Source organism: Pseudomonas sp. c313 (assembly GCF_055407145.1).
This window is the reverse complement of record NZ_JBUZRD010000005.1, coordinates 216,959-243,667: the sequence shown is the minus strand read 5'-3', so window position 1 is coordinate 243,667 and position 26,709 is coordinate 216,959. Positions and strand designations below refer to the sequence as shown.

Genomic DNA, 26,709 nt, shown 5'->3' with positions numbered 1-26,709 from the left:
ACGCTTGAAGGGGGTCCGCGAACGGGATCAGCCCCGTAAAACAAATGCCGGAAACAGCTCGCGCATTTTTTCCCATAATTCAGGTAGCAAGGCCTGTGCCGAAACGCTCGGCAATTGCTCATCGAGCATTCTGGCGGTACGCACCAGTTGCACGGCGAAGCGCTTGACGCCACGTTCCTGTAAACGCTGGGCCAACAGCAGCAAACGCTGCGGATCGATCAGGTGCCAATGCACCGTGGTGCGGCATTCGTAGTCCACGCCGCTGCTGAGCAACATGTCCAGGCTGCGCCAGTTGGCGGCGCCGCTGCCCTTGACCTGGGTGATCAGCTGGCAATCCTCGGCCAGGGCCTTGACGTCGAAACCCACCCAATCAGCATGGACCAACGCATTGGCAAACCCGGCAGGCTTGATCCCGGCACTGTGCAGGCCAATACGGAAGCCCATCTCGCGCACTTCATCCATCGCCCCCGGCAGGCCTTCCTGCAAGGTTGGCTCGCCGCCGCTGAACACCACGGCGTCCAGCAGGTCCTGGCGCCGTTGCAGAAACAACAATACCCGGCGCCAATCCACCTCTTCGCTGCCGCGTGGGGGAATCAGGTCCGGGTTATGGCAATAGCGACAGCGCCAGGCACAGCCCTGGCAGAACAGCACGCAAGCGAGCATGCCGGGGTAGTCGAGGGTGGTCAGGGGCACAAGGCCCCCGACCCGTAGGGCTCGACTCATTTGCGCCCGGCCGCAGCCGCGCTTTCCGTGAAGTGCGCACGCTCACGGTGTTCGGACTGTTTGCCAGGGTTGAAGGCCGAGACAGGACGGTGATAACCCATGACCCGGGTCCAGACTTCACAACGTTGACGTTCTAGAACGGGCGATGCCTTGGTGGTACTCATGGTGGTATTACTCCTTGGGGGGGATGGGAAACCGATAGTCAATGCACCGCGCCCTGGTGCTGCTCGCGCAGCAGCAAGACTTCGTCGCACTTGGGACAGAATTCATGTTCGCCATCGAGGTAGCCGTGGACCGGGCAGATCGAGAAGGTCGGCGTCACCGTCAGGTACGGCAGGCGGAATCGCCCCAGAGCCTTGCGCACCAGTTGTTTGCAGGCCTGCGTGGAGGAAATCCGCTCGGCCATGTACAGGTGCAACACGGTGCCGCCAGTGTATTTACATTGCAGTTCGTCCTGCAGTTCCAGGGCTTCGAAGGGGTCTTCGGTATAGCCGACCGGTAACTGCGAGGAGTTGGTGTAGTAAGGCGCATCGAGGCTGCCGGCCTGGAGAATGTCCGGGTAGCGCTTGAGGTCTTCCTTGGCAAATCGGTAAGTGGTGCCTTCGGCCGGCGTGGCTTCGAGGTTGTAGAGGTGGCCGGTCTCTTCCTGGAAGCGCAGCAGCGTGGCCCGCACATGGTCCAGCAGTTTCAGGGCAAACTGGCGGCCCTGCTCGGTGTGCGTGCCCTGCTCGTCGCCGCTGAAATTGCGCAACATCTCGTGTATGCCATTGAGGCCGATGGTGGAGAAGTGATTGCGCAAGGTGCCCAGGTAACGCTTGGTGTAAGGATAGAGCCCGGCGTCCATGTGACGCTGGATCACCTTGCGCTTGACCTCAAGGCTCTCCATCGCCCATTCCATCAGGGTGTCGAGGCGTTGCAACAGGCCGCTGGTATCGCCCTTGAACAGATACCCCAGGCGTGCGCAGTTGATGGTCACCACCCCCAGCGAGCCGGTCTGCTCCGCCGAACCGAACAGGCCACCGCCGCGCTTGAGCAGCTCGCGCACGTCCAGTTGCAGGCGGCAGCACATGGAACGCACCTGATTGGGTTGCATATCGGAATTGAGGAAGTTCTGGAAATACGGCAGGCCGTAACGGGCAGTCATCTCGAACAGCAGGTCAGCATTTTCGCTGTCCCAGGGGAAATCGTGGGTGATGTTGTAGGTGGGAATCGGGAAGGTAAACACCCGGCCTTTCACATCGCCCTCCTGCATCACTTCAATGTAGGCGCGGTTGATCAGCTCCATCTCGACCTGCAGGTCGCCATAGGCAAAAGGCATTTCTTCGCCGCCGATGATCGGGATCTGTTCACGCAAGTCCTCCGGGCACACCCAGTCGAAGGTCAGGTTGGTAAACGGTGTCTGGGTGCCCCAGCGCGACGGCACGTTGAGGTTGTAGATGAACTCCTGCAACGCCTGGCGGATCTCGGGGAAGCTCAGTTGATTCTTGCGCACGTAAGGCGCCAGGTAGGTGTCGAAGGAGCTGAACGCCTGGGCGCCGGCCCACTCGTTTTGCAGGGTGCCAAGGAAGTTGACCATCTGCCCCAGGGCGCTGCTCAAGTGCTTGGGGGGACCGGCTTCAACCCGACCAGGGACGCCATTGAGGCCTTCATGCAACAAGGTGCGCAGGGACCAGCCGGCGCAATAACCGGCGAGCATGTCCAGGTCATGGATATGCAAGTCCGCCTCGCGGTGGGCACGGCCGATGGCTTCGCTGTAGACCTCGTCCAGCCAATAATTGGCAGTGACCTTGCCCGACACATTGAGCACCAGCCCACCGAGGGAATAGCCCTGGTTGGCATTGGCCTGGACTCGCCAGTCGTCGCGGTCCAGGTACTCGTTCATCGAGGTTGCGACTTCCACCAGGGTCTTGCGATCCCGGCGCAGGCGGCCGTGCTGTTCGCGATAGACGATGTAGGCGCGCATGGAGAAGAAGTAACCGGCGTCCATCAATACCCGTTCGACGCTGTCCTGGACCTGTTCGACATCCAGACGAGTAACCCCCCGCAGCCGGGCCAATACGGAGCCGAGCAACAGGTCGACCTCAGCCTCGCTGTACTCGCCGGTGGCGTTGCCGGCGGCAATCAGCGCCTGACGGATTTTATCGGCATCAAAGGCAACCAGGCTGCCATCGCGTTTGTGCAACCGGTTACTGACCAAGGGGCTCAGCGTGCTATGCATTGGGAGACTCCAGACACTACATATAGGTGTTTTAAATCTTTAAGACACAACATGCAGTAAGGGTACGGAGAAAAGCACAGGCTGCAATTGACCAGCGTCAAGTTTTCAAAAGCGCATTGGATGATTGTTCTCATCCGCCACTCATGTTCATGAACCGCAAAACCTGCACCTCACCCTCCCCCGTAAAATCATGGCGCAACGGCTTGCCCTTCAACGCCTTCTGCAGCGCCTCAACCAGCGGCCGATCATCCAGCGGGTACCTGCGCACCAACGCGCGAAAATCCACCGCATTGTCCTGCCCCAAACACAGCAGCAACTGCCCTTCCACCGTCATCCGCACCCGATTGCAGCTGGCGCAGAAGTTATGGGAGTTGGGCGAGATAAAACCGATACGCGTCTGCGGATGCCGGGCCAAACGCACATAGCGCGCCGGGCCGCCGCTGTTTTCGGTGCTGTCCAGAAGCTCATGACGGGTGGCAATCAGCGCCCGCACTTGATCACTGGCGCAAAAGGTTTCACCCCTTGATCGCCCCACATCCCCCAGCGGCATCTCTTCGATAAAACTGATGTCGATGCCCTGGTCGATGGCGTACTGGACCAGCACAGGGACTTCATCGAAGTTGCGCCCTTTCATCACCACGCAGTTAAGCTTGACCCGCTCAAACCCTGCATCCCGCGCGGCCTCAATACCGTCGAGCACCTGCCGCAGATTGCCGTTGCGGGTAATCGCACGAAACCGCTCCTCATCCAGGCTATCGAGGCTGATGTTCATGCGCTTGACGCCAGCCTCCACCAATGGCCGGGCCAGGCGCCCCAGTTGCGAGCCGTTGCTGGTCATCACCAGCTCCCGCAGGCCGGGCAAGGCGGCGATGTTGCGGCACAGCTCGACAATGCCCGGTCGAATCAGCGGCTCGCCACCGGTCAGGCGGATCTTGCGTACTCCCTGGCCGACGAACAGCGCCGCCAGTCGATGCAATTCCTCAAGGGTCAGCACCTGCTGGCGCGGCAGGAACGTCATGTTTTTCGCCATGCAATACACACAGCGAAAATCACAACGGTCGGTCACCGACAACCGCAGGTAATCAATGGGGCGGCCCACACCATCCACCAGGCTCATGTCACTGTACCAACGGAGAATCGGCGCCCTGCAAGGCGATACCGCGTACATCCGCCGCACCAATCAGGGTTTGCAGGTATTGCACCAACTCCTTCTGCCACACCCCTTGCTGCAGTTGGGTGCGAATAGCGACCGCCACCGCTTCGTAAGGCAACGGCTGGCCTTCGATGCGCTGGTCGACGCTGATGACGTGCCAGCCATAGCGACTTTCCAGCGGTTTGCTGGCGATGCCCGGCGCCAGGGTGAACAACTGGCGCTCCAGTTCCGGCACAGTCTGGCCCTTGCTGACTTGGCCCAACGAACCACCCTGGGCTTTTGATGGGCAGGCCGAATATTTAAGAGCCAGTTCAGCAAAGCTGCCGGGGGCTGCTTCCAGGCTCAGCAACAACACCTCGGCCTGGGAGTGCGCCAAATGGCGTGCCTCGGCGTCGTCCGGCGCGCATTCCAGCAGGATATGCCGCACCGCCAACAACGGCGCGCTATGAAAGCGCCCGCGATTGCTCTCGAAGTAGTGCAGGCAGGTGGCCTCGTCGCAATCGGGCACCTTGACCTCCTGCTCCAGCAACATACGGGTAGCCGCTTCCTCTTCGTTCTCGCCGGCCCCCACGTCCAGCAGCAGTCCCAGTTCGCAAATCCGCTGCTGCAACAGCTCGCGGATCACCAAAGCCCGGGCGGCAAGGAACACCGCCTCTTCACGGCTTTGCGCTGGGTGATATTGCAGTTCCTGAGCCATCGCCTCCGGGGTGACGGGCACCCCGTTGACGCTGACGATTGGCCACTCCTGTTCACTGCTAGCGATCAACTCTACCGCCTGGGGCTCAACCTCCAGGGGTACCTGAACCTCGATTACCGGCTCCTTGGCCGACGATCCGCAACCGCCGCCGCCACCGCCACCATTGCCACCACATCCGCATCCAGTAGTCATGACGATATCCTCAATACTTCTGCCGAACGATTTGATAACGACGACCCAGGTACCAGATCGGCGCGCTGACCATATGCACCAGACGGGTAAACGGGAACAGTACAAACAGCGTCAAGCCCAACGCCACGTGGGCCTTGTAGATCAGGCTCACCGGGGCAATCGCCGCTGCCGCTTCCACCGGCCGCAGCAACACCACGTTCTGCGCCCAGTCAGCGAGCATCACCATTACCGAACCGTCCATATGGCCGGTGGAGGCAACGATAGTCAGCAAACCAAGAAGCAACTGCGCCAACAGCACCAGCAGGATCATGATGTCCGAAGGGCTCGATGTCGCACGAACACGCGGGTCACCCAGGCGGCGCTTGACCAGCATCAGCAAGCCCACCAGGCACAGCAGACCAAAGAAGCCACCGGAGACCATCGCCAGCAACTGCTTATTCTCGGTACTGATCACATGGTGGTAGATCGATGCCGGCGTCAGCAGCCCGACAAAGTGCCCGGCCAGCACAAACAGCACGCCAATATGGAAGAAGTTGCTCGCCACGCGCATGCCACGGTTGTTGAGCATTTGGCTGGAGCCGGCCTTCCAGGTGTACTGGGACAGGTCAAAGCGCGCCCAACTGCCCAACAGGCAGATCGCCAGGGCGACGTAGGGGTAAACCCCAAATACCAGCAAATTCCACTTAGACATTACCCACCTCCTTGGCTGGCGCGGCGGCCAGCCCTTCGTGCTGAAAATCTACCCAGTGCAGTGGCACTGCGCTTTCCTCGCGAGCCTTGCCCTGTGCGCTGGGCATCGAGCTGCAACGGTCCTGCTGCTCGGCCTGCATAAAGTCCACGGCCTCCTCTTCCCAGATCTTGTCCAGGGCTTCGAGGGAGTCGTCCCGAGGCTCGGCCGCTACTTGCGCCCGCAACTCGGCAACAGCCTGGTGCGGTTCGGCGCCAGCAATCTGCAGCAGCGCGCGAAAGCAAGCGGCATAGCCGCTCTCGCGTTCGTCCAGGCGCGCCGCCAGCAACGCCAGCAAGTGCGCCACATCTGCCAGGCCCTCGCGGGCCTCGATGTCTTCGCGGGTGGACAAAAACTCCAGGTACAGCGGGATGTAGTCCGGCAGTTCCTTGACGCCAATGGCGAATCCCGCTTCCTCGTACTGGGCCATCATGTCGACCATGGCCTGGCCCCGGTCGCGGGACTCGCCATGGACGTGTTCGAACAACAGCAGTGACAGCGAACGGCCTCGGCCAAATAGCGCGCCGTAGTGTTCCTGGCCGTCCATCAAGTCATTGCCGCAGATCAGTTCCAGCAGATCGAACAGCGCGCCGCGCTGCTTGGGGCTGATTTCCCGCGACTCGATGATCGCCCGCTCCAGTTCGTCACGGCCGGCCACCAGGGTCTCGGTGGGATAGTCCAGCAGCAACGAAATCACTTTCAGGATGCGCATATTCAATCCTCCCAAATCTGTACGGTTTTCAGCACGTCGCGGCGGTTGGCCTTCTTGGCGCCGAACATGTTGGTGTCGGAACTGCCGCTGCAACCGCTGCCAAAGCTGAAGCCACAACCGGAACGCTCGGCGAAGGCATCGCTCATGGCGTCTTCACGGTGGGCACTTGGCACCACAAAACGGTCTTCGTAGTTGGCAATCGCCAGGTAGCGGTACATCTCTTCCACTTGGTCCACGCTCAGGCCGACGTCTTCCAGCACTTGCAGGTCCTGTACCCCGTCCACTTGCTGGGAGCGTTTGTAGGCACGCATCGCCAGCAGGCGTTTCAAGGCACGCTTGACCGGTTTTTCATCACCCGCCGTCAGCATATTGGCCAGGTAACGCAAAGGGATGCGCAGGCTGTCGACATCCGGGATCACCCCGTTCATGCCCACGGTGCCGGCAGCCGCAGCGTTCTGGATCGGCGACAGTGGCGGCACGTACCAAACCATCGGCAAGGTGCGGTATTCCGGGTGCAGCGGCAGTGCCAGTTTCCAGTCCACGGCCATTTTGTAGACCGGCGAACGCTGGGCCGAGTCGATCACCGACTGTGGCACGCCATCGGCCAGAGCCTGGCGAATCACCGCGGGGTCGTTAGGGTCGAGGAAAATTTCCAGCTGCTTCTCGTACAGGTCATGTTCATTGGCGGTGCTCGCCACTTCGCTGATGCGGTCGGCGTCATACAGCAGCACGCCGAGGTAGCGAATACGACCGACGCAGGTTTCCGCACACACGGTGGGCATGCCGGCTTCGATACGCGGGTAGCAGAAGATGCACTTCTCGGACTTGCCGCTTTTCCAGTTGAAGTAGATCTTTTTGTACGGGCAGCCGCTGATGCACATGCGCCAGCCCCGGCATTTTTCCTGGTCGATCAGGACGATGCCGTCTTCTTCACGCTTGTAGATCGCACCGCTCGGGCAGGATGCCGCGCACGCCGGGTTAAGGCAGTGCTCGCACAGGCGCGGCAGGTACATCATGAAAGTGTTTTCATACTCCCCGTAGATGTCGGCCTGGATCTGGTCGAAGTTCTTGTCCTTGCGGCGCTTGGCGAACTCAGTACCGAGGATTTCCTCCCAGTTTGGGCCCCACTCGATTTTTTCCATGCGTTTGCCGGACACCAGCGAACGCGGGCGCGCGGTCGGCTGGTGCTCGCCCAAAGGAGCGGTGTGCAGGTGCTGATAGTCGAAGTCGAACGGCTCGTAGTAGTCGTCCAGGCTCGGCAAGTCGGGGTTGGCGAAGATATTCGCCAGCACCCGGAACTTGCCGCCGATGCGTGGGTTGATCGAGCCATTGGCGTTGCGCACCCAGCCGCCCTTCCACTTGTCCTGGTTTTCCCATTCTTTCGGGTAGCCAATGCCGGGCTTGGATTCAACGTTGTTGAACCAGGCGTATTCCATGCCTTCGCGGCTGGTCCAGACGTTTTTGCAGGTGATCGAGCAGGTGTGGCAGCCGATGCATTTGTCCAGGTTCAGGACCATGCCGATTTGTGAGCGAATCTTCATCTCAGTTCTCCTCGATATCGGTCGGCAATGGACGCGGCAAGTCATCGCCGCTGGAACCATCGAGCCAATCGACTTTGGACATCTTGCGCACCACGACGAACTCATCGCGGTTGCAACCGACCGTGCCGTAATAGTTGAAACCGTAGGCCTGCTGGGCATAGCCGCCGATCATGTGGGTCGGCTTGAGCACTACGCGGGTCACCGAGTTGTGGTGGCCGCCACGAGTCTTGGTGGTTTCCGAACCGGGCACGTTCACAATCCGTTCCTGGGCGTGATACATCATCACCATGCCTTCCTTGACCCGCTGGCTAACTACTGCCCGTGCGGTCAGGGCACCGTTGACGTTGAAGCACTCGATCCAGTCGTTGTCCTCGATCCCGGCACGCTTGGCGTCGATTTCCGAGAGCCAGACAATCGGCCCGCCACGGCTCAAGGTGAGCATCAGCAGGTTGTCGCTGTAGGTGCTGTGGATGCCCCATTTCTGGTGCGGCGTAATCCAGTTCAGGACGATTTCAGTCTCGCCGTTGCTGCGCTTGCCCTTCACGCCTTCGATGGTGCGGGTGTTGACCGGTGGCCGGTAGCTCATCAGCTGCTCGCCGAAAGCCTGCATCCACGGGTGATCCTGGTAGAACTGCTGGCGGCCAGTGATGGTGCGCCATGGAATCCCTTCGTGAACGTTGGTGTAGCCGGCGTTGTAGCTGACGTGTTCGTCTTCCAGGCCCGACCAGGTAGGGCTGGAAATAATCTTGCGCGGCTGCGCCTGAATATCGCGGAAGCGGATGGCTTCATGGGCCTTGGAAATCGCCAGGTGGCTGTGGTCGATGCCGGTGAACTCCGACAGCGCCGCCCAGGCTTTCAAGGCGACCTTGCCGTTGGTTTCCGGGGCCAGGGACAGGATCACTTCAGCGGCGTCGATGGCCGTGTCGATTTTTGGCCGACCGTGGCTGATACCGGCGTCATTTTCGTGGTGGTTCAGCTCACCCAGGAACTCGACCTCTTCATCGGTGTTCCAGTTGATGCCCTTGCCGCCGTTGCCGAGTTTTTCCAGCATCGGGCCGAGCGACGAGAACTGCTTATAGATGTTCGGGTAGTCCCGTTCCACTACGGCCATGTTCGGCGCGTTCTTGCCCGGTTGCGGGGCCACACCAGCACTTTTCCAGTCAGTGCCGCCAAACGGCTGGGCCAGTTCGCCAACGCTGTCATGCATCAACGGCACGGTGACCAAGTCTTGCTCGACACCCAGGTGCCCGACCGACATGGCCGAGAAGGCCTTGGCGATACCTTTGTAGATTTCCCAGTCAGAACGCGATTCCCACGCCGGGTCGATGGCAGCCGACAACGGGTGAATGAACGGGTGCATGTCCGAGGTGTTCATGTCGTCTTTTTCGTACCAGGTTGCGGTCGGCAACACGATGTCGGAATAGACGCAGGTGGAGGACATGCGGAAGTCCAGCGTGGTCACCAGGTCAAGCTTGCCGATGGCGCCGTCTTCGACCCATTCAGCTTCAGTAGGCTTGCACTCGCTGCTATGGCCGATGTCTTCGTTCATCACCCCGTTCTTGGTGCCCAGCAGGTACTTGAGCATGTACTCGTGGCCCTTGCCCGAGGAGCCCAGCAGGTTGGAGCGCCAGATAAACATGTTGCGCGGGAAGTTCACCGGGCTGTCCGGCTGTTCGCAGGCAAAGCGCAGGGTACCGTCCTGCCAGGACTTGACCACGTAGTCTTTCGGGTCCATGCCAGCGGCAGCAGCGTCGCGGCAGATGTGCAGCGGGTTGGTGTTAAGTTGCGGTGCGCTGGGCAACCAGCCGGCGCGTTCGGCGCGGATGTTGTAATCGAGCGCGTGTTCCGGGAACTGGGATTTGTCGGCCAATGGCGAGAGCACATCGTGCATGCTCATCTTCTCGTGGCGCCACTGGGAGCTGTGGCCGTAGAAGAAGCTGGTGCCGTTCATCTGACGTGGCGGACGGTTCCAGTCCAGGCCGAAGGCCAGTGGCAACCAGCCGCATTGTGGACGCAGTTTTTCCTGGCCCACGTAGTGCGCCCAACCGCCGCCAGTCTGGCCGACGCAACCGCAGAGCATGAGCATATTGATCAGCCCGCGGTAGTTCATGTCCATGTGGTACCAGTGGTTCATCGCCGCGCCGACGATGATCATCGAGCGCCCCTTGGTCTTGTCGGCGTTGTCGGCAAACTCACGGGCAATCTGGATGGCTTTCTCACGGCTGACGCCGGTGATCTGCTCCTGCCAGGCCGGAGTACCCGGTACGCTGGCGTCATCGTAGTCCTTGGCCACGTTGGCGCCGCCCAGGCCACGGTCGATGGCCAGGTTGGCCGCCGACAAGTCGAACACGGTGGCGACTTTGGCGACGCTGCCGTCAGCCAGGGTCACGCTGTGCACCGGCACGCGGCGGAATTGCACGGCATCACCGGCCACGTGTTGGAAGTATTCCTGTGCTTCACCGGCAAAATACGGGAAGGCTACTTCGGCGACGTCATCACCGATCAGGCTCAGCTTGAGGTCGATCTCACGACCTTCGCCGCCTTCCTTGGGCAGAATGTTCCACTTGCCCTTCTCGCCCCAGCGATAGCCGATGGAGCCTTGCGGGGAGACCAGTTCGCCGCTTTCATCGAGGGCGATGGTTTTCCATTCCGGGTTGTTTTCCTGGCCCAGGTTGCCAGTCAGGTCCGAAGCGCGCAGGAAGCGATCCGGTTGGAAACCGGCGCCCGGTGCAAAACCGGTCATGGGCTTGAGCATCACCAGCACCGGCAAGTCAGTAAAGCGCTTGGCGTATTCGGTGAAATAGGCGCTCGGCTTGTCCAGGTGAAATTCTTTGAAGATCACATGGTTGAAGGCCTGGGCCAGCGCGGCGTCGGTGCCCTGCTTGGGGTTGAGCCACAGGTCGGTGAGCTTGGCCACTTCCGAATAGTCGGGGGTGATGGCGACGGTCTTGGTGCCCTTGTAGCGCACCTCGGTAAAGAAGTGGGCGTCCGGGGTACGGGTCTGCGGGACGTTGGAACCCCAGGCGATGATGTAGTTGGAGTTGTACCAGTCGGCCGATTCCGGCACGTCGGTCTGCTCGCCCCACACCATTGGCGAGGCCGGTGGCAGGTCGCAGTACCAGTCGTAGAAGCTCAGGCACACGCCGCCGATCAGCGACAGGTAACGTGAACCTGCGGCGTAGCTGACCATCGACATGGCCGGGATCGGCGAGAAGCCGACAATGCGGTCCGGGCCGTATTGCTTGATGGTGTAGACATTGGAGGCGGCTATGATCTCGTTGACTTCCTCCCAGTTGGAACGGATGAAGCCACCCATGCCGCGCTTGCTCTTGTAGGAGTCGGCCTTGACCTTGTCCTCGACGATGCTGGCCCAGGCCTCAACGGGCGCCAGGGTCAGACGTGCTTCACGCCACAGCTTGAGCAATGGCTTACGAATTTTCGGGTACTTGAGTCGGTTGGCGCTGTAGATGTACCAGCTGTAGCTGGCACCACGAGGGCAGCCACGGGGCTCATGGTTGGGCAGGTCATTACGGGTACGCGGGTAGTCGGTCTGCTGGGTTTCCCAGGTAATCAGGCCGTTCTTCACGTAGATCTTCCACGAGCACGAGCCGGTGCAGTTCACACCGTGGGTGGAACGCACGATCTTGTCGTACTGCCAGCGGGAACGGTAAACGTTTTCCCAGTCGCGAGACTCCTTGCGGGTCTCGCCGTGGCCGTCGGAGAACTCGTTTTGCTTACGGTTGAAGAACCGCAGTTGATCCAGTAAGTGACTCATGATGCTTTCCTCTCAGGCTTGCTGCGGGGTCTACGCCCCGCCCACGCAAAGGGTGAATTGGGGTCGGCTAGCAGGGGGTCTCGGCGCCTTTGCGGGCGTACCACCACCAGGTCACAACGATGCAACTCAGGTAGAAGCCGACAAACATGTAGAAGGCCATCGCCGGGCTGCCGGTGTAAGCCATGGACGAGCCGAAGGTCTTGGGAATAAAGAACGCCCCAAAGGCGCCCATGGCCGAGCTGAAACCGAGCACTGCGGCCGATTCCTTGCTGGCGTTTTTCAGGGCTTGCTCGCGCTGTTCAGCGGGTTGGCCGGCGCTGGCTTTTTCATGCAGGGTGCGGAAGATCACCGGGATCATGCGAAAGGTCGAACCGTTGCCGACGCCGGTGGTGATAAACAGCAGCATGAACATGCCGAGGAAGCCGTAGAAGTTGCCGCCCTCGCCGTTCTGCGGCAGGAAGTGCAGCACGCCGAACACCATCACGATCATCAGCACGAAGTTCCACAAGGTCACTCGTGCGCCGCCCAGCTTGTCTGCCAGCCAGCCGCCCAGCGGCCGGACCAGGGCGCCAACCAATGGGCCGAGGAAGGCGAATTTCAAAGCAATCACATCAGGGAATGAGGTTTTGATCAGCAGCGGAAAGGCAGCGGAGAAGCCGATGAACGAACCGAAGGTCGCCAGGTACAACCAGCACATCAGCCAGTTGTGCTTGCGCTTGAAGATCACCGCCTGGTCGCTGAACGAAGCGCGAGCGCTGGACAGGTCGTTCATGCCGAACCAGGCGAACACAGTGACGACGATAATGAACGGCACCCAGATAAACCCGGCGTTCTGCAGCCACAACTGGCTACCGTCTTCCAGGATTTGCGGTTGGCCGCCCATCAGGCCGAACACACCGAAAGTGATCACCAGCGGCACGCAAAACTGCATCACCGACACACCCAGGTTGCCCAGGCCGGCATTCAAGCCCAGGGCCGTACCTTGCTGGGACTTGGGGTAGAAGAAGCTGATGTTGGACATGCTGGAGGCGAAGTTGCCGCCACCAAAGCCGCACAACAAGGCGATCAGCACAAACACGCTGTAAGACGTGTTGGGGTCCTGCACCGCAAAACCCATCCACAACGATGGCAGCAGCAGCGATGCGGTGCTCAGGGCAGTCCAGCGACGCCCGCCGAAAATCGGCACCATGAACGAGTAGAACACCCGCAACGTCGCGCCGGACAAGCCCGGTAATGCCGCCAGCCAGAACAACTGGTCAGTGGTGAAGCTGAAACCGATGGCGTTCAGGCGCACGATCACCGTGCTCCAGACCATCCACACGGCGAAGGCCAACAGCAGCGCAGGGATGGAGATCCACAGGTTACGGGTGGCCGTCTGTTTGCCGCTGCGGCCCCAGAACGCCGGGTCCTCAGGGCGCCAGTCGTGGATCACCGGACCCGATTCGGGCTTTTGCAAAAGGGTCATGTTCATTCTCCTTGGAGAGGCTGGGCCGCAGGCGCTTTACCGAGCAGCGGCTGCTTGCGAATTTCGCTGAAGTACATCCAGGTCAGGGACACCCAGACCACGCCGTACATCAACATGAAGCAGGAAGAGCGCACGCCGGTGAGGTCCACCAGGGCGCCAAACATGATCGGCAGCACAAACCCGCCGAGGCCGCCGGCCAGGCCGACAATGCCCGATACCGCGCCCATGTTTTGCGGGTAGTCGTTGGCGATGTACTTGAATACCGAGGCCTTGCCAAAGGCGAAGGCGATGCCCATCACGAACAGCAGCACGGTGAACACCGTGGCGTTAAGGCCGATATGGAAATCCAGCGGGCCGTTGACGGTCTGCACTTGCAGTTGGGTTTGCGGGTACGACAGCAGGAACAGGCAGACCCAACTCACCCACAACACCCACCAGGTCACGCTTTGCGCGCCCCAGCGGTCGGACATCCAGCCGCCCACCGCCCGCAGCACACCGCCCGGCAAGGAGAAACAGGCCGCCAGCAGTGCAGCACTTTGCAGGTTGAAGCCGTATTCCTGGACGTAGTACTTGGTCATCCACAACGCCAGGGCCACATAGCCGCCAAAGACAATCGAGTAGTACTGGCAGTAGCGCCACACGGCCGGGTCCTTGAGGCACAGCAACTGCTCGCGCAAGGTGGCGCCACCGGCACTGCGGTGGGTCTTATTCTCGGCAGTGAAGAACCAGAACAGCAGCGCGGTGATAAACAGGATCGCGCTGAACACCTTGGGCACCAGGTGCCAGGTGCCAAAGGCAATCAAGGCAGGCGCAAGAAACTTGGTCACTGCCGCACCGGCGTTACCGGCGCCAAATACGCCCATGGCGAAGCCCTGGTTCTCCTTGTCGAACCACTTGGCAACGTAGGCGATGCCCACCGAGAACGAACCACCGGCCAGGCCGACAAACAGCCCCAGCACCAGGAACTGCCAATAGGCCGTCGCGTAGGTGATCAGGTACAGCGGCAGCACGCAGGTCATCATCAATACGAAGAAGACGATGCGCCCGCCGAAGCGGTCGGTCAGCAGGCCCAGGGGCAGGCGCACCAGGGAACCCGTCAAGACCGGGGTGGCAGCCAGCAGGCCGAACTGGGTTTCGTTGAGTTGCAGCAGTTCCTTGATTGGCACGCCGAGCACGGCGAACATCATCCAGACCATAAAGCACACGGTGAAGGCCAGCGTGCTCATACCCAGCACTAGACCTTGTTTTACGCGCGGTTGAGTCACGGTTTGCGCTCCAGAAAGTTATTCCATGAGCGCAGGTTAGGGGCGAGACCCCCGCAGAACTTGACCCAGATCAACGAACGCCTGAGGGGTATTGGCCTATGCTGGGGCCATCTACCTCTAAGGAGGTATATCCAACAACAAGAGAAAGTCTTTATTTATCAATGGATTGATCTCTTGTGCCGGTGTTTTCCCGTGGGAGGGTTTGCCGGCAACTCTTTAGAGGTAGTGCGCCAGGGATTGCGGTTTTTTATCCACCATCCCCGTTTCAGGTGCCGCCATGCTGCTTCTTTCTACCCTGCGATTACGCCGTGATGTTTAACTGGCTGCGCAGCTCCCTGCCCGCTCGCGCCGGCCTCGCAGTGATCTTGATTGCAGTCCTGGCCCTGGCCAGTTCCCTGAGCGCCGGGCTGATCGCCTGGTTCAGCCAGGGCGATGGCGCCGCGATCAATACTGCCGGCTCCGTGCGCATGGAGACCTACCACCTGAGCTGGAAACTCTCCGACAGCGCCAGCGATGAAGAAATAAAAACGATCACCCAAAGCCTGCAACAGCGCCTGGACAGCCAGTCCCTCAAGGCGGTGCTGGAAGGCGGCCCTAACAGTTCCCTGCAACAGAGCTACCGGCAGATCCAGCAACACTGGAACCTTGAGTTGCGCCCGGCGCTGGAGCGCGGTGACGGGGTGTTTTTCCGCGAGCGAGCCCCGGCTTTCGTCGAACAGCTCAACCAATTCGTCAGCCTGTTGCAGCAGCAAAGCGAACATAAACAAAGCTGGCAGCAACTGATCCAGGGCCTGGCGTTGTTCAGCACCCTGATCATCCTGCTGCTGGGCCTTTATGAGTTGCAGTACGGCGTGGTTACCCCCTTGCAGGAGTTGGTCGACGCTACCCGGCGCTTTCGCGACGGTGACTACAAGACCCGGGTCAACCACCGCTCCCAGGATGAACTGGGCCAGCTTGCCCTGAGCTTCAACACCCTGGCCGAAACCATCGAAGAGTCCCATCGCACCCTGGAAAGCCAGGTCCAGCAGAAAACCCTCAATCTGCAACAGGCCAACGCGGCCCTCGAATTGCTCTACCAAAGCAGCCGCAGCCTGGCCACGCGCCAGGCCAATGCCGAAGGCCTCGACGAGTTGATCCGCCGCTTCCAGAAACGCTTGCCGGGCCTGCGTCTGTCGCTGTGCCTGAAAGGCCATTTCCTTGCACCGGCCCAGCAGATGCTCGCCCTGCATGGCGAGAACAGCCGCAACATCTGCGCCATCGGCGATTGCGCCACCTGCGAGCGGCATCACGTCGCCCCGCCGCAAGTGTTCAGCATCAGCAACCAGGGCGCGGAACTGGGGGAACTCAAGGCACACTTTGTCGACGGCCATCCGCCCCAAGGCTGGGAGAATGAACTGATCCAGGCCCTGGCCAACCTGATCGGCACCTCGCTGTCCCTCAAGCGTCAGCGCGAACAGGATCACCGCCTGTTGCTGCTGGACGAACGCACCATCATCGCTCGGGAACTGCACGATTCCCTGGCCCAGGCCCTGTCTTATATGAAGCTGCAAGTCAGCCGCATGCAAACCTTGCTGCGCCGGGGCGAACCGGTGGAAACCCTGGAAACCGTCACCGGCGAATTGCGCGAAGGCCTGAGCAACGCCTACCGCCAGTTGCGGGAATTGCTCACCACCTTCCGCCTGCAAATCCATGATGCCGGGCTGGTGGAGGAACTCAAGGACACCGCCGAAGAGTTCTCCCGCCGGGGCGAATTCCAGGTGCACCTGCACGTCGATGCCCTGGCCTTCCAACTCTCCGCCAGCGAGCAGATTCACCTGCTGCAAATCACCCGTGAAGCCCTGTCCAACTGCCTGCGCCACGCCCATGCGCAAAACGCCTGGCTGCAACTGCGCCAGAGCGGCGAAACCGTGACCCTGAGTATCGAAGACGATGGTCGTGGCTTCAGCGGCGCCGTGGACCAGCGCGAACACCACGGCCTGACCATCATGGACGAGCGTGCCCGCAGCCTGCACGGCCAGCTCGATATATCTTCCCGCGAGCCTCAGGGTACGCGAGTGCAATTGCTGTTCCGCCCGGAATTTCTCGGGCAGTCCCTACAAGGTAGCTTTTCATGAACACTCCCCTGCGCCACCACATCCTGCTGGTAGACGACCACCCGATGATGCGCCACGGCATGCGCCAGATGCTGGAGCTGGAAGATGACCTGCAGGTAGTCGGCGAAGCCGGCAACGGCGAAGAAGCCCTGGGACTGATCGAGTCGCTGCAACCGGACCTGGTGCTGCTGGACAACAACATGCCGCAAATGAACGGCCTGGAAACCCTGCGCCGCCTGCGGGCCATGAACTACGCCGGCAAGGTACTGCTGTTTACCGTGTCCGATGCCGAAGACGACATCCGCGACGCCCTGCGCCTGGATGCCAACGGTTACTTGCTCAAGGACATGGAGCCGGAACTTCTGATCCAGTACATCCGAGACGCCCTCCACGGCGCCCTGGTAATCAGCCCCGGCTTGACCCGCGTCCTCGCCCAGGCCTTGCGTTCACCGCAGCCCCATGCGGCGGTGGAACTGACGGAACGTGAACGCCAGGTGTTGAAGACCATTGCCGGCGGGTACAGCAACAAAGTGATCGGGCACAAGCTGGGGATTACCGAAGGAACGGTGAAGGTGCATGTGAAGAATTTGCTGCACAAACTGGGGTTGCGCTCGCGGGTAGAGGCGGCAGTGTGGGCGATGGAGCATCTGCGTCAGGCTGGATAAATTCGGCCTGAACAAAAGTCACCAAGACAGTTGCTGCTACGCGTTGTAGTTGTACGTCTAACCCTGCCTCTTTGGAGGTAGCCCGGTAGAGGCATAGGCCCCGCCAGTGTCACGGCCTACCATGGGCGAGACCGGAGGTATGCCATGCTGACCCACCCATCCATCGTTTTAACCCTGCGCCGCCATCACCTGTTCAGTCAGTTGCCGGAAAAAGTCTTCCAGGACGTCTGCACCCTGGCCAACCTCAAACGCCTGCCCACCCACGTCACGCTGATGCACCAGGGCGATCCCGCCGAGCGGTTTTTCCTGCTGGTGAGCGGCCAGATCAAATTGCATCGGGTCACCGGTGAAGGCCAGGAACACCTGGTGGAAGTCATCCGCCCCGGCCAGACCTTTGCCGAAGCCTTGCTGTTCAGCCAGGCCAAGGCCTACCCGGTGAGCGCCACGGCCCTCAAGGACAGTCTGCTGGTGACCATCGAAGGCCATCACTACCGCAAGGCCCTGGAGGTCCAGCCAAAAATTTGCCTGGCGATCCTGGGCACCCTGAGCATCCACCTGCATCAACGACTCAAGGACATCGACACCCTGACCCTGACGAATGCCAGCCGGCGGGTGATCAACTTTCTGCTTCAGGAACGCGATACGGTCAGCGGCGATGTGGTGTTGCAGGTGCCCAAGCGGTTGGTGGCGTCGAAACTGGGAATCCAGCCGGAGACGTTTTCCAGGATTCTGCATCGGCTGGTGGATGGCGGGATGATCGAGGTGCAGCGGCGCACGATTCGGATTTTGTGCGAAGAGCAGTTGATGGGGTACCAGGCGGGCTGAGGTTGGGTTGGGTACATATCCGTTGCTGCGGTAACGGCGGCTTAGGGTTACGCCCTTACGGCGTGGGCCGCCGCGCTGGGCCATCCTTGGCCCAGCGCGGCTAAACCGGCGTTCAGCCATCGTGGTTTAACGGGGCGCCTAAGATCAAAAGCAAAAGCACGGCGGCCTGGTAGCCGACCTGAGTGGTGAGAAGCAAGAGCGGATTCACTGCCACCTGTAGGAGCTAGCTTGCTCGCGATGGTCGTTAACGATGACACGGGCTTCCTGGATGAACGCGGTGCCCTCAGGTTCTTCGCGAGCAAGAACTAGGCGTCCCCCTCGCTCCTACAGAAAAGCGGATGGCGCTGGCTCTTGATCTGCCTGCCCATAAAACCAGAGGCCGAACGCAGGTATTGCGCAGTGGGTAAACCGGCAAGGATGCCGGTTTAGCCGCGCTGGGCCAGGGATGGCCCATCGCGGCGACCCACGGAGCAATGCCTTCGTTCGGGCACGCCGAGCCCCAGCGAGGTGCCGATAGGTAGGGCAGGAGCGCTTTGGTTACTTTGCCGCTTTTGCAAAGTGACACGCCGTAAGGGCGTAACCCTAAGCCGCCGTTACCGCAGCAACGGATATGTACTCAACCGAACCTGCCCCCCAGCCATCAGCAACCTCATGAGATGTGTCGATACCTCTGCTGGATAGCCATCGACATCGACACAACGTCCGCTCAATGGCTCATATGGGACATCCCCACCGGCTGCTGCAACAACGCCAAATCAATATCACCAAACCGCAACACCCGTCCGCCAGTATCCGCCGCTACTTTCTGCGCCGCGGCCTCATCAGCAAACGAGGCCAATACCACGCCCATGGCGCCCTTGAGCCCGGTGCCGAGTACATAAAACGCAATTTTGGCATCGATCAAGTGAGCGTCATCAGGGGTATCCCAGTGACTTTTTCCCATGTCATGCACGTACAGTTTGGCGTTCTGATGATGATTTTCAGGCTGCATCCACCAGCCGACCATTTCCGCCGTAGAACAGAATTTCTTCACCCCGCCCTGCTCTACCACTTCGCCCTTGGGGCCGGGGAAATCGCTGATCACCATGCCACACACGTGGCACTCATCACTGCGATGAAAACCCACCACCCCCTCGCTGGCGGTGGCTTTTACCGGTTTGTCACAGCCAGCCAGCATCAGGCCCATCACCACGGCCAATAGCGTCGAATAAAATCTCTTCATGCTCAATTGCTCCATCAGTAAAAACCTCATGCCGCGCGCCGACGAAACAGCCCATAGGCCAGGGCCAGCGGTACTGCAACCCATGCCACCAGGCACAACCAAAGCGCGGCAACCGGCACCGCCAGGTCTCCACCCAAGGCCATCACGCCGACGGACGCCGGGCCAGATTCAAAGCCCGACAGATTGATCAGCCGGTAAACATCTGCCGGATTGAGCAGCAGCAACCAGGGCAGCAACGTCGGGCTGAACTGGCCCTCGCTCAGTACCAGCAGGGCCAGCAACGCCAAGTCGAATACCAGAACGAAGAAGAACCACACCCCGAGCGCCAGCCCGGCCGCAGTGGATTTCTCCGCCGAGACGCTGCTGAGCACATAGGCCATGCCGAGAAACCCCCAGCCGAGCAAGGTCGAGGTCAGCATGAAGCGGCCAAAGGCCCACAGCAGCAGGCTGAATTCGACGTCATCCACCAGCACGGCGATGGCCAGCATCGCGCAGCCAAAACCAATCAACGTGGCCAGTGCCAGAATCAAGCCGTGGCCGACAAACTTGCCCAGCAGGATATGCCCGCGTCCCAGGGGATAGGTCAGCAACAGCAATAACGTGCCGCTTTCGTCCTCACCGACAATCGCGTCATAGGCCAGCAGCAACGCAATCAGCGGCATCAGGAAGGTCGCCAGGCTGGCCAGGCTGGCAATGGTCGCCGGAATCGAAGTAAAACCCAGCTGCCCTGACGCCGCCGCCCCCAGCCAGGCGATGCCGATGGCGAGTACGGCAAACAACACACTGATGGCCAACAACCAGCGATTGCGCAGGCCGTCGCAGAACTCCTTGCGGGCCATGTTCCAGATCGGGTTCATAGGGCACGCTCCATGGCGCTGTTCATGTAGTGGCGGTAGATGTCTTCCAGGGACGGCGGATGAATTTCCACGTCGCAGGGGCTGTCCTGCTCCAGCAACTGACGCAACAGCTCGACTTTTTTGCCGTTGAACACCTCCACTTGCAGGCCTTGCACGCCCCAGCGTTGGGTGACATGGCCCGCCTCACTCCAGCGTTTTTGCAACAGCGCCCCATATTGCAGGCCGCTGCTGCGAATCAGCGTCGGCAGCCCCGCCTCTTCGCGCAACGTCGCCAGGGTGCCGAGGGCCAGCAGGCGGCCCTGGGTCAGGATCGCAGCGCGGTTGATATGGGCTTCGACACCTGGCAGTACGTGGGAGCACAGGATGATGCTGGTGCCTTGCTCCCGCAGGCGGTCGAGCAGGCAATACAGGTCCTGGGTGGCGATCGGATCGAGGCCCACGGTGGGCTCGTCCAGCAGTAACAAACGCGGTTTGCCGAGCAACGCCTGAGCCAGCCCCAGGCGCTGGCGCATACCTTTTGAGTAGGTCTTGACCCGTCGCCGCGCCGCCCCTGTGAGGCCGACGTCTTCCAGCAAGGTAGTGACCTGGGCCATGGCGGCGCCCTTGAGCCGGGCAAAATGCTGCAAGGTTTCCAGGCCACTGAGCTGCGGATAAAACGTCACGTTCTCCGGCAAATAACCCAACAACTGCCGCACATGGGGGTCGCTGGGCTGGCGACCGAATACCCGCACCTGGCCGACACTGGCCTGCAACAGGCCCAATATCAACTTCATGCTGGTGGTCTTGCCGGCGCCGTTGTGGCCGAACAGCCCAAGCACTTCACCGGGCGCCAGGCTCAGGTTCAAGTCATGCAATACGGTGGTGTCCCCGTAGCGCTGGCTGACGCCTTCGATCTCGACGACATTCATCATGCGGGCTCCTTGAGCAGGGAAAGCGTGGGGTCTTTCATCAGCGGATGACTGTCCATCACCCCCGGCGACTTCATCACCGGAAACGCCCGTTGCACCCAGCGCAGCAGTTCGATGCCGGGGCTGTTCATCAACAGCCGCACCTGGGGGTAAAGCCACAGCAGGCGGTCGACGTTGTCGTTGGGTTCATAGGCAACATCCCCCAGGCCATCGTTGTTGCGATCCCAGCCCAGGTAGTCGCTCCAGTAGTTGCCGCGGCCTTCCACCGACCACTCTTGCAAACGGGTGGCGACGTATTTGACCTGGCGCTGGTTGCCGACAAAGGCGTTGTCGGCAATGCGGTTGTCTTCCGAGCCCGCGGTGAGGTGAATGCCCACAGCGCTGCGTTCGAAGTGGTTGTGCTCAATGCTGTTGAACAGCGAGTTGTAGATAAACAATGCCTTGCCCTCGGCACCGGTGATCATGGTGTCGCCGGTGGAGCCGTCACGCACCTCGCTGACGAAGTTGTCCCTCAGGGTCGAATAGGTGATGTAGTTCATCAGGATGCCGTAGTTCTCATCCTGCTCGGAGCGATTGCCGATCACTGTCAGTTTGCGGCTCTGCATCAAGGCGTAGCCAGTGCGGGTGCGGCGGGTGATATTGCCCAGCACCTGGTTGTCGTTGGCAAACATGTAGTGAATGCCGTAGCGCAGGTCTTCCAGGGTGTTGCCTTGCAGCAGGTTGCCGTTGGAGGTATCGATGTAGATGCCATCGCGAGCGTCACGGACCTGGTTGCCGATGACCTTCGCACCGTGTACCGCGTACAGGTGAATGCCGTTGCCACGGTCCTGGGAGCGTATCGTCGGGTCACCCTGGATCTGGTTGTCGATCAGGCTGACATCGGCGGTGCCATCGACCCAAATGCCGAAGCCCGGGCCTTGCAGGTGGTTGTTCTTGATCAGGGCGCCATGGGCCTTGGGTTGGATGAACACGGCGGCGTTCATGGCGGTGAGGTCGTGGCCCCAGTCAAGGAAGGTGCAGCCTTGAACGGTGACGTCAGGGGCGTTGATGAGCAAACCGTTGCCCTGGCCTTGGCCCTGGAAGATGGCGCCGGGTTCGCAGGTGAGTTGCATGGGTTGATCGATGCTGAAAGAGCCCTGGTATTGACCGGCCGGCAGGCGCCAGTGTTGCGCGCCGTCGGCTTGCAGGGGCAAGTCGGTGATGGGGAGTACCAAGGCTTGGGCGCTGGTGCATAACACCAGCAATACAAGCCCAATGAACAGGGTCCGTGATCGAGCCACAGTATTTTCCTTGTGATCGAAGTCCGGTCTATGAAACAAAGCAGCTGTCGAGCTTTAGCGAGGCTGCGTCAGGTGCGACTCGGGGCCGGGGACTGACTTGATGGCAGCGGTGCGGCCAACGTAGCCTCGCTAAAGCTCGACAACTGCTACGTTAGCCGCATAAGCCGTCAGGCCCGTTCGACCAACATCCGCCCGACCATTTCCATATGCAGTGCATGGCAGAACCAGCTGCAGTAGTACCAATGCAGGCCGGGCTTATCAGCGATAAAGGTGATCGACGACGTCTGCTGCGGGCTGATTTCCATGCTCACGCCGTGGTTGGTCATGACAAAGCCATGGGTCACGTCTTCGATCTGGTCGATGTTGGTGATGGTCACGGTGACTTCATCGCCGTGCTTGACGGTGAACTCCGTCAGGCCGTAGGTCGGGGCCATGGAGGTCATGTACACCCGTACTTTCTTGCCGTCGCGGATGACCTTGTTGTCGGTCTCCAGCTTGATACCGTCCTTAGCCGCAATGGCCACGGTTTCGGCGAAGAACGGGTCGTTACGCTCCCAGATTTTCTTGGTCTTGATCTGGTCACGGCGGGCCATGACGCAGTCGTGGGGTTCGGCAAAGGCCGGGCCGTCGTGGACCAGCTTCATCTCGTCGCCGGAAATGTCGATCAACTGGTCGTTTTCCGGGTGCAGTGGCCCGGTTGGCAGGAAGCGGTCCTTGGAGAACTTGCTGAGCACCACCAGCCATTGGCCGTCGGCATCGCGGGTTTCCGTCAGCGAGGCGTGGTTGTGGCCCGGTTGGTATTGCACATCGAGTTTCTGCTTGATGTAGTTGACCTTCTCACCACCGTAGGCGCGGATGGCTTCGGCGATGTTCCACTTGACCACCTGGCTGTCGATAAACAGCGTGGTGTAGGCAAAACCCCGCCCGTCGTAGGTGGTGTGCAACGGGCCCAGGCCCAGTTCCGGCTCGCCGACCACCACGCCACGCGGGTCCTTGATCTTGTCACTGAACAGGTCGTCGAGCTTGTCGATGGCGATGATGGTGCACGTCGGCGACAGCTTGCCGTTGGCGATAAAGTATTTGCCGTCCGGCGAAGTGTTGCAGCCGTGGGGGTTCTTCGGTACCGGGATGTAGCGGGTAAACTCGCTGTCTTTGCCGTCGTCGCCCTTGCGCCCGTCGACCACCGGCACCTTGACGCCATCGAGGTTGATGAACTTGCCAGCCTTGATCGCCGCTTCGATGCGCGGGATATTGAACACCACCACCCAGTCGCGCTCGTTGCGCATCATGCCGCCCAGGTCGGAGGCTTTCTCCGAGTTGTAGCAGGTGGCGGCCGCGTACTTGCCGGTGTAGTCGGCGTCGGCGTTGTCGAGGTTGCCGTCGACGATGACCTGGAAGGCCATCTCCATTTTCTCGGCATCGATGACGTTGAACATGGTGAAACTGCTCTTGTCCTGCAAATCGAAGGAGTGGCCGTCGTTAGGGTGCGGAATGATGAACTCGGCATTGCAGAACACGTACTTGGTGTACGGCACCTTTTGCAGGCGCAGGCCATGAATGGCCTGGGCGTTGGGCACGGTGAGAATCTTGTCGCACTTCATGATGTCCAGGCGAATCCGTGCAACCCGGGTGTTGGCCTTGTCATTGATGAACAGGTATTTGCCGTCGTACTTGCCGTCGGTGGTAGACAGGTGCGGGTGGTGGCAATCGCCGTTCTGGTACTTGGCGCCCTCCCCCAGGATGCGCTTGCTTTCGTTGGTCAGGCCCCAGCCGGTGGCGGAATCGACGTTGAATACCGGGATGCGCATCAGCTCGCGCATCGACGGAATGCCCATTACGCGCACTTCGCCCTGATGGCCGCCGCTCCAGAAACCGTAGTACTGGTCCAGCTCTCCTGGTCCAACGTGGATTTTCGACTTGGCTTCCTTGGCCGCTGCGGCGAAGGACTCACGAGTAAACACTGTGCCTCCAAGGGCCGTGGCACCCGCCAGTACCGCGCCGGTGATGGCACCAGTGCCGAGAAAACCACGCCGGCTCAGGCCTTCGGGTTCCGGGGTTTGCCCTGGTTTTTTCGATTCTGTGTCGTTCATGGGATGCTCCTTGAGAGAATAAAAACAATCACTGAGATTCGGACGTAGGCACCTGCACCACTGGTATCAACTGCGCGACGACAGCGGCGGCCTTATTGCGTTTCTTGCGCTTATTGATCAGTGGCGGGCATTTGTTGTCGTTGTGCCAGGTCATCTGGCAATCGAGGCAGTAGTGGCATTCATTGGCGTTGATATGGCCGTCGGGGTGGATCGCCTGGATCTCACATTCCTTGGCGCACAGTTGGCAGGGATCGCCACACTCCTTGCGTCGTTTCAACCAGTCGAACAGGCGAAATTTGCTCGGGATCGCCAGCGCCGCGCCCAGTGGGCAGAGGTAGCGGCAATAGACCTTGCGGGTGAAGATGTTGATGACCAGCAGCGCCACGGCGTAGAGCACAAACCACCACTGGCGGTCGAACTTGAGGGTGATGGCGGTCTTGAAGGGTTCCACTTCGGCAAACATCTCGGCGCTGGACATCGACTCCAGGGAAATGCCAAACAGCAGCAACAGGATCAGGTACTTGATCGCCCACAACCGTTCATGGACAGCAAAGGGCAACTCGTATTGGCGAATCTTCAGCTTGCGGGCGGCTTCGTTGATCAGTTCCTGCAAGGCGCCGAACGGGCACAGCCAGCCGCAGAACACGCCACGGCCCCACAGCAGGATGCTGGCGGCGGTGAACACCCAGAGCATGAAAATCAACGGATCGGTGAGGAACAGCTCCCAGCGAAACTGCTGGAACAGCGCATGGACGAAGGTCAGTACGTTAACCACCGATAACTGCCCAAGGGCGTACCAGCCGATAAACACCACGGTGAATACCAGGTAGCCTCGGCGCACCCAGTGCAGCAAGCGGGGCCGGCGCGCCAGGCTGTCCTGCAGAAACAGGATCACCGTGAGTAGCACCAGCGCAGCACCGAGCACCAGAATCTGGAACTGCTTCTGGTACCAGATGGTCAGCCACATCGGCCGGTTGGCTTCCTCGATGGCGGCCTGCTCGGCGGCCGTGGGCAGTGGCCGTTCCAGGTACTGCTCGGGCATCTGGTAAGGCAATTCGAAACTGCTGAACGTGCCGCTGACCGGGCCAGTCTGACGCCGCACCAACAGCTCCAGGGTCCAGGGCGAACCGGGATCGAAACCGGCTTGGGGCCGCACGGTAAACACCGACATTTCGTCGAACTCAGGTATGCCCTGGGCGAACACGTCGTAGACCCGCTGGTGGTCCATGTCGCGGAAGCTGATGACATTGCCAAACTGGCGCAATTGCACTCGATCGAAAATCCCGCCGCGCACATACCCCGAACCCTTGAAGGAAAACAGCCCGCGCCCCAGCACGGCGATGGCCTGCTCGCCGGGCTTGAGGCCTTGCATCAGCACGCGGTATTGATCATCCCCCAGCAAGTTGCGGCCGATGCTCGGTGGGTTGATGTCAGCGACATACAGGTCAATAAACGTCTCATCGACCTGATCGACGCTGGCAACTTCGACACCTTCGGCTTCGGTGCCCTTGAACGCGGCGTCCACCTGGCCACGAGTCAGGTTGAGGCTGCGGATGGCGCCATTGCCGGTCAGTTGCTGCCAGGTGGCGGGTTCAAAATGGCCGGTGCGTATGAGGGCGACTTTTTGCGCCGTGCTGGCCTTGTCTTCGATCAGCTTGAGGGAGACGGCTACCTCATGGGCGGCACGCATGATCACTTCGTTAACCACCATGGCCGTCACCGTTGCACCGGCGATGGCATCTACCGTCACCGCCTTCACATCACTGGAGCGACCCACCACCACGCGCTGGTTGACCTTGATGCCGGAGTAATGGGCGGTGAAGTCGTGGAGTCTGGCTTCGGGAATGCCGATCAGCAGGATCGGTTCGTGGTGTTCCAGCACAAAGGCATCGCGGATCGTGCCTGTCGGGTCGAGGATGACTTGGGTGTTGATGGGTTTGCCGGAATAGGCCGGGATATCCACCACGTCCAGGCTTTGGAACACGTAGCCGATGATCTTGCCGGCTGCTGATAACGTGCGGACGTTGAACTTGCCTTCGGGGGTGGAGACGGTGTCGACCTGGGGGAAGATTTTTTCGATGCGTTGTTGTTCGATGTCGCCGTAGGGTTTGGCCTGGACGGGTTCCAAGGCCGTGAAGAACAGCACCAGGAAAACCAGCCAAATGACCGAATTTGAAGCCACTTTTGCGAATAACGAGGGTTGGAGGCTGCTCATGAATTCACTGCCTTCAACGGCCGGAATGTGAGACCGATGGTAGGTGGCAGGCGGTCAGATGGCCCTTGATTGAAATCAAGTTAGGC

At 60.4% G+C, this 26,709-nt stretch carries 20 protein-coding genes; 3 read left to right on the top strand and 17 right to left on the bottom strand.

Annotated features, from left to right (window positions below; all coding sequences use genetic code 11):
* Positions 1 to 27: 27 nt before the first annotated feature.
* The 11 genes from ACZRKZ_RS17325 to ACZRKZ_RS17275 all read right to left on the bottom strand — a co-directional run bounded on the left by ACZRKZ_RS17325 (position 28) and on the right by ACZRKZ_RS17275 (position 14,468).
* The gene (locus ACZRKZ_RS17325; RefSeq protein ID WP_463982216.1) at positions 28 to 723 is read right to left on the bottom strand and encodes an anaerobic ribonucleoside-triphosphate reductase activating protein; all 696 of its coding nucleotides are present in this window, start codon (positions 721 to 723) and stop codon (positions 28 to 30) included.
* Positions 720 to 887: an anaerobic ribonucleoside-triphosphate reductase gene (gene nrdD, locus ACZRKZ_RS17320; protein WP_463968695.1), complete on the bottom strand. Its 168-nt coding sequence runs from the start codon at positions 885 to 887 to the stop codon at positions 720 to 722. The genes ACZRKZ_RS17325 and nrdD overlap by 4 nt, the downstream gene beginning before the upstream one ends.
* Positions 888 to 925: 38 nt before the next feature.
* The gene (locus ACZRKZ_RS17315) at positions 926 to 2,941 is read right to left on the bottom strand and encodes a ribonucleoside triphosphate reductase (RefSeq protein WP_463982215.1); all 2,016 of its coding nucleotides are present in this window, start codon (positions 2,939 to 2,941) and stop codon (positions 926 to 928) included.
* Between the two features lie 130 nt (positions 2,942 to 3,071).
* Positions 3,072 to 4,058: a GTP 3',8-cyclase MoaA gene (gene moaA, locus ACZRKZ_RS17310; RefSeq protein ID WP_463982214.1), complete on the bottom strand. Its 987-nt coding sequence runs from the start codon at positions 4,056 to 4,058 to the stop codon at positions 3,072 to 3,074.
* 1 nt (position 4,059) lies between these two features.
* Entirely contained in the window at positions 4,060 to 4,983 is a 924-nt protein-coding gene (locus ACZRKZ_RS17305) for a peptidylprolyl isomerase (protein ID WP_463982213.1), read from the bottom strand.
* Between the two features lie 10 nt (positions 4,984 to 4,993).
* On the bottom strand, positions 4,994 to 5,674 hold the full coding sequence (gene narI / locus ACZRKZ_RS17300) for a respiratory nitrate reductase subunit gamma (RefSeq protein WP_149412437.1): 681 nt from the start codon (positions 5,672 to 5,674) through the stop codon (positions 4,994 to 4,996).
* Complete coding sequence (narJ, locus tag ACZRKZ_RS17295; protein ID WP_463968699.1) at positions 5,667 to 6,422, bottom strand: nitrate reductase molybdenum cofactor assembly chaperone; 756 nt, start codon at positions 6,420 to 6,422, stop codon at positions 5,667 to 5,669. Before narJ ends, narI begins: the two co-directional genes overlap by 8 nt.
* A gap of 2 nt (positions 6,423 to 6,424) precedes the next feature.
* A complete protein-coding gene (narH, locus tag ACZRKZ_RS17290) occupies positions 6,425 to 7,963 on the bottom strand; it encodes a nitrate reductase subunit beta (RefSeq protein WP_350616910.1) in 1,539 nt (512 codons plus the stop codon).
* Between the two features lies 1 nt (position 7,964).
* Positions 7,965 to 11,738 (bottom strand): nitrate reductase subunit alpha, encoded by a 3,774-nt coding sequence (locus tag ACZRKZ_RS17285; RefSeq protein WP_133100992.1) that lies wholly within the window; start codon positions 11,736 to 11,738, stop codon positions 7,965 to 7,967.
* Positions 11,739 to 11,805: 67 nt separating this feature from the next.
* Positions 11,806 to 13,203 carry a NarK family nitrate/nitrite MFS transporter gene (locus ACZRKZ_RS17280; protein WP_463982212.1) on the bottom strand — a complete coding sequence of 466 codons (1,398 nt, stop codon included), beginning with the start codon at positions 13,201 to 13,203 and terminating at the stop codon, positions 11,806 to 11,808.
* Positions 13,204 to 13,205: 2 nt separating this feature from the next.
* Positions 13,206 to 14,468 (bottom strand): MFS transporter, encoded by a 1,263-nt coding sequence (locus ACZRKZ_RS17275; RefSeq protein WP_463968700.1) that lies wholly within the window; start codon positions 14,466 to 14,468, stop codon positions 13,206 to 13,208.
* A gap of 311 nt (positions 14,469 to 14,779) precedes the next feature.
* Here ACZRKZ_RS17275 and ACZRKZ_RS17270 point away from each other — a divergent pair, with 311 nt between their 5' ends.
* The 3 genes from ACZRKZ_RS17270 (at position 14,780) to ACZRKZ_RS17260 (ending at position 18,051) form a co-directional block, all read left to right on the top strand.
* Positions 14,780 to 16,582, top strand: coding sequence for a HAMP domain-containing protein (locus ACZRKZ_RS17270; RefSeq protein ID WP_463982211.1), 1,803 nt, complete (start codon positions 14,780 to 14,782; stop codon positions 16,580 to 16,582).
* Positions 16,579 to 17,226, top strand: coding sequence for a two-component system response regulator NarL (narL, locus tag ACZRKZ_RS17265; RefSeq protein ID WP_463968702.1), 648 nt, complete (start codon positions 16,579 to 16,581; stop codon positions 17,224 to 17,226). The genes ACZRKZ_RS17270 and narL overlap by 4 nt, the downstream gene beginning before the upstream one ends.
* 144 nt (positions 17,227 to 17,370) lie before the next feature.
* Positions 17,371 to 18,051 carry a Crp/Fnr family transcriptional regulator gene (locus tag ACZRKZ_RS17260; protein WP_463968703.1) on the top strand — a complete coding sequence of 227 codons (681 nt, stop codon included), beginning with the start codon at positions 17,371 to 17,373 and terminating at the stop codon, positions 18,049 to 18,051.
* A 706-nt stretch (positions 18,052 to 18,757) separates the two neighbouring features.
* On the opposite strand, the gene ACZRKZ_RS17255 is transcribed toward ACZRKZ_RS17260, so the two are convergent.
* The 6 genes from ACZRKZ_RS17255 to nosR form a co-directional block, all read right to left on the bottom strand.
* Positions 18,758 to 19,273 (bottom strand): nitrous oxide reductase accessory protein NosL, encoded by a 516-nt coding sequence (locus ACZRKZ_RS17255; RefSeq protein WP_463968704.1) that lies wholly within the window; start codon positions 19,271 to 19,273, stop codon positions 18,758 to 18,760.
* Positions 19,274 to 19,299: 26 nt separating this feature from the next.
* Positions 19,300 to 20,130 (bottom strand): ABC transporter permease, encoded by an 831-nt coding sequence (locus tag ACZRKZ_RS17250; RefSeq protein WP_133100999.1) that lies wholly within the window; start codon positions 20,128 to 20,130, stop codon positions 19,300 to 19,302.
* A complete protein-coding gene (locus tag ACZRKZ_RS17245; RefSeq protein ID WP_463982307.1) occupies positions 20,127 to 21,038 on the bottom strand; it encodes an ABC transporter ATP-binding protein in 912 nt (303 codons plus the stop codon). Before ACZRKZ_RS17245 ends, ACZRKZ_RS17250 begins: the two co-directional genes overlap by 4 nt.
* Positions 21,038 to 22,300, bottom strand: coding sequence for a nitrous oxide reductase family maturation protein NosD (locus tag ACZRKZ_RS17240; protein WP_463982306.1), 1,263 nt, complete (start codon positions 22,298 to 22,300; stop codon positions 21,038 to 21,040). Before ACZRKZ_RS17240 ends, ACZRKZ_RS17245 begins: the two co-directional genes overlap by 1 nt.
* A 185-nt stretch (positions 22,301 to 22,485) precedes the next feature.
* The gene (gene nosZ / locus ACZRKZ_RS17235; RefSeq protein WP_463982210.1) at positions 22,486 to 24,408 is read right to left on the bottom strand and encodes a TAT-dependent nitrous-oxide reductase; all 1,923 of its coding nucleotides are present in this window, start codon (positions 24,406 to 24,408) and stop codon (positions 22,486 to 22,488) included.
* Between the two features lie 28 nt (positions 24,409 to 24,436).
* A complete protein-coding gene (gene nosR / locus ACZRKZ_RS17230; RefSeq protein ID WP_463982209.1) occupies positions 24,437 to 26,623 on the bottom strand; it encodes a transcriptional regulator NosR in 2,187 nt (728 codons plus the stop codon).
* Between the last annotated feature and the right edge of the window lie 86 nt (positions 26,624 to 26,709).

Bases quoted from the DNA above. Each gene is read 5' to 3' on its own strand.
- ACZRKZ_RS17325 (WP_463982216.1), bottom strand. From the start codon at position 723: ATGAGTCGAGCCCTACGGGTCGGGGGCCTTGTGCCCCTGACCACCCTC.
- nrdD (WP_463968695.1), bottom strand. From the start codon at position 887: ATGAGTACCACCAAGGCATCGCCCGTTCTAGAACGTCAACGTTGTGAA.
- ACZRKZ_RS17315 (WP_463982215.1), bottom strand. From the start codon at position 2,941: ATGCATAGCACGCTGAGCCCCTTGGTCAGTAACCGGTTGCACAAACGC.
- moaA (WP_463982214.1), bottom strand. From the start codon at position 4,058: ATGAGCCTGGTGGATGGTGTGGGCCGCCCCATTGATTACCTGCGGTTG.
- ACZRKZ_RS17305 (WP_463982213.1), bottom strand. From the start codon at position 4,983: ATGACTACTGGATGCGGATGTGGTGGCAATGGTGGCGGTGGCGGCGGC.
- narI (WP_149412437.1), bottom strand. From the start codon at position 5,674: ATGTCTAAGTGGAATTTGCTGGTATTTGGGGTTTACCCCTACGTCGCC.
- narJ (WP_463968699.1), bottom strand. From the start codon at position 6,422: ATGCGCATCCTGAAAGTGATTTCGTTGCTGCTGGACTATCCCACCGAG.
- narH (WP_350616910.1), bottom strand. From the start codon at position 7,963: ATGAAGATTCGCTCACAAATCGGCATGGTCCTGAACCTGGACAAATGC.
- ACZRKZ_RS17285 (WP_133100992.1), bottom strand. From the start codon at position 11,738: ATGAGTCACTTACTGGATCAACTGCGGTTCTTCAACCGTAAGCAAAAC.
- ACZRKZ_RS17280 (WP_463982212.1), bottom strand. From the start codon at position 13,203: ATGACCCTTTTGCAAAAGCCCGAATCGGGTCCGGTGATCCACGACTGG.
- ACZRKZ_RS17270 (WP_463982211.1), top strand. From the start codon at position 14,780: ATGTTTAACTGGCTGCGCAGCTCCCTGCCCGCTCGCGCCGGCCTCGCA.
- narL (WP_463968702.1), top strand. From the start codon at position 16,579: ATGAACACTCCCCTGCGCCACCACATCCTGCTGGTAGACGACCACCCG.
- ACZRKZ_RS17260 (WP_463968703.1), top strand. From the start codon at position 17,371: ATGCTGACCCACCCATCCATCGTTTTAACCCTGCGCCGCCATCACCTG.
- ACZRKZ_RS17255 (WP_463968704.1), bottom strand. From the start codon at position 19,273: ATGAAGAGATTTTATTCGACGCTATTGGCCGTGGTGATGGGCCTGATG.
- ACZRKZ_RS17250 (WP_133100999.1), bottom strand. From the start codon at position 20,130: ATGAACCCGATCTGGAACATGGCCCGCAAGGAGTTCTGCGACGGCCTG.
- ACZRKZ_RS17245 (WP_463982307.1), bottom strand. From the start codon at position 21,038: ATGAATGTCGTCGAGATCGAAGGCGTCAGCCAGCGCTACGGGGACACC.
- nosZ (WP_463982210.1), bottom strand. From the start codon at position 24,408: ATGAACGACACAGAATCGAAAAAACCAGGGCAAACCCCGGAACCCGAA.
- nosR (WP_463982209.1), bottom strand. From the start codon at position 26,623: ATGAGCAGCCTCCAACCCTCGTTATTCGCAAAAGTGGCTTCAAATTCG.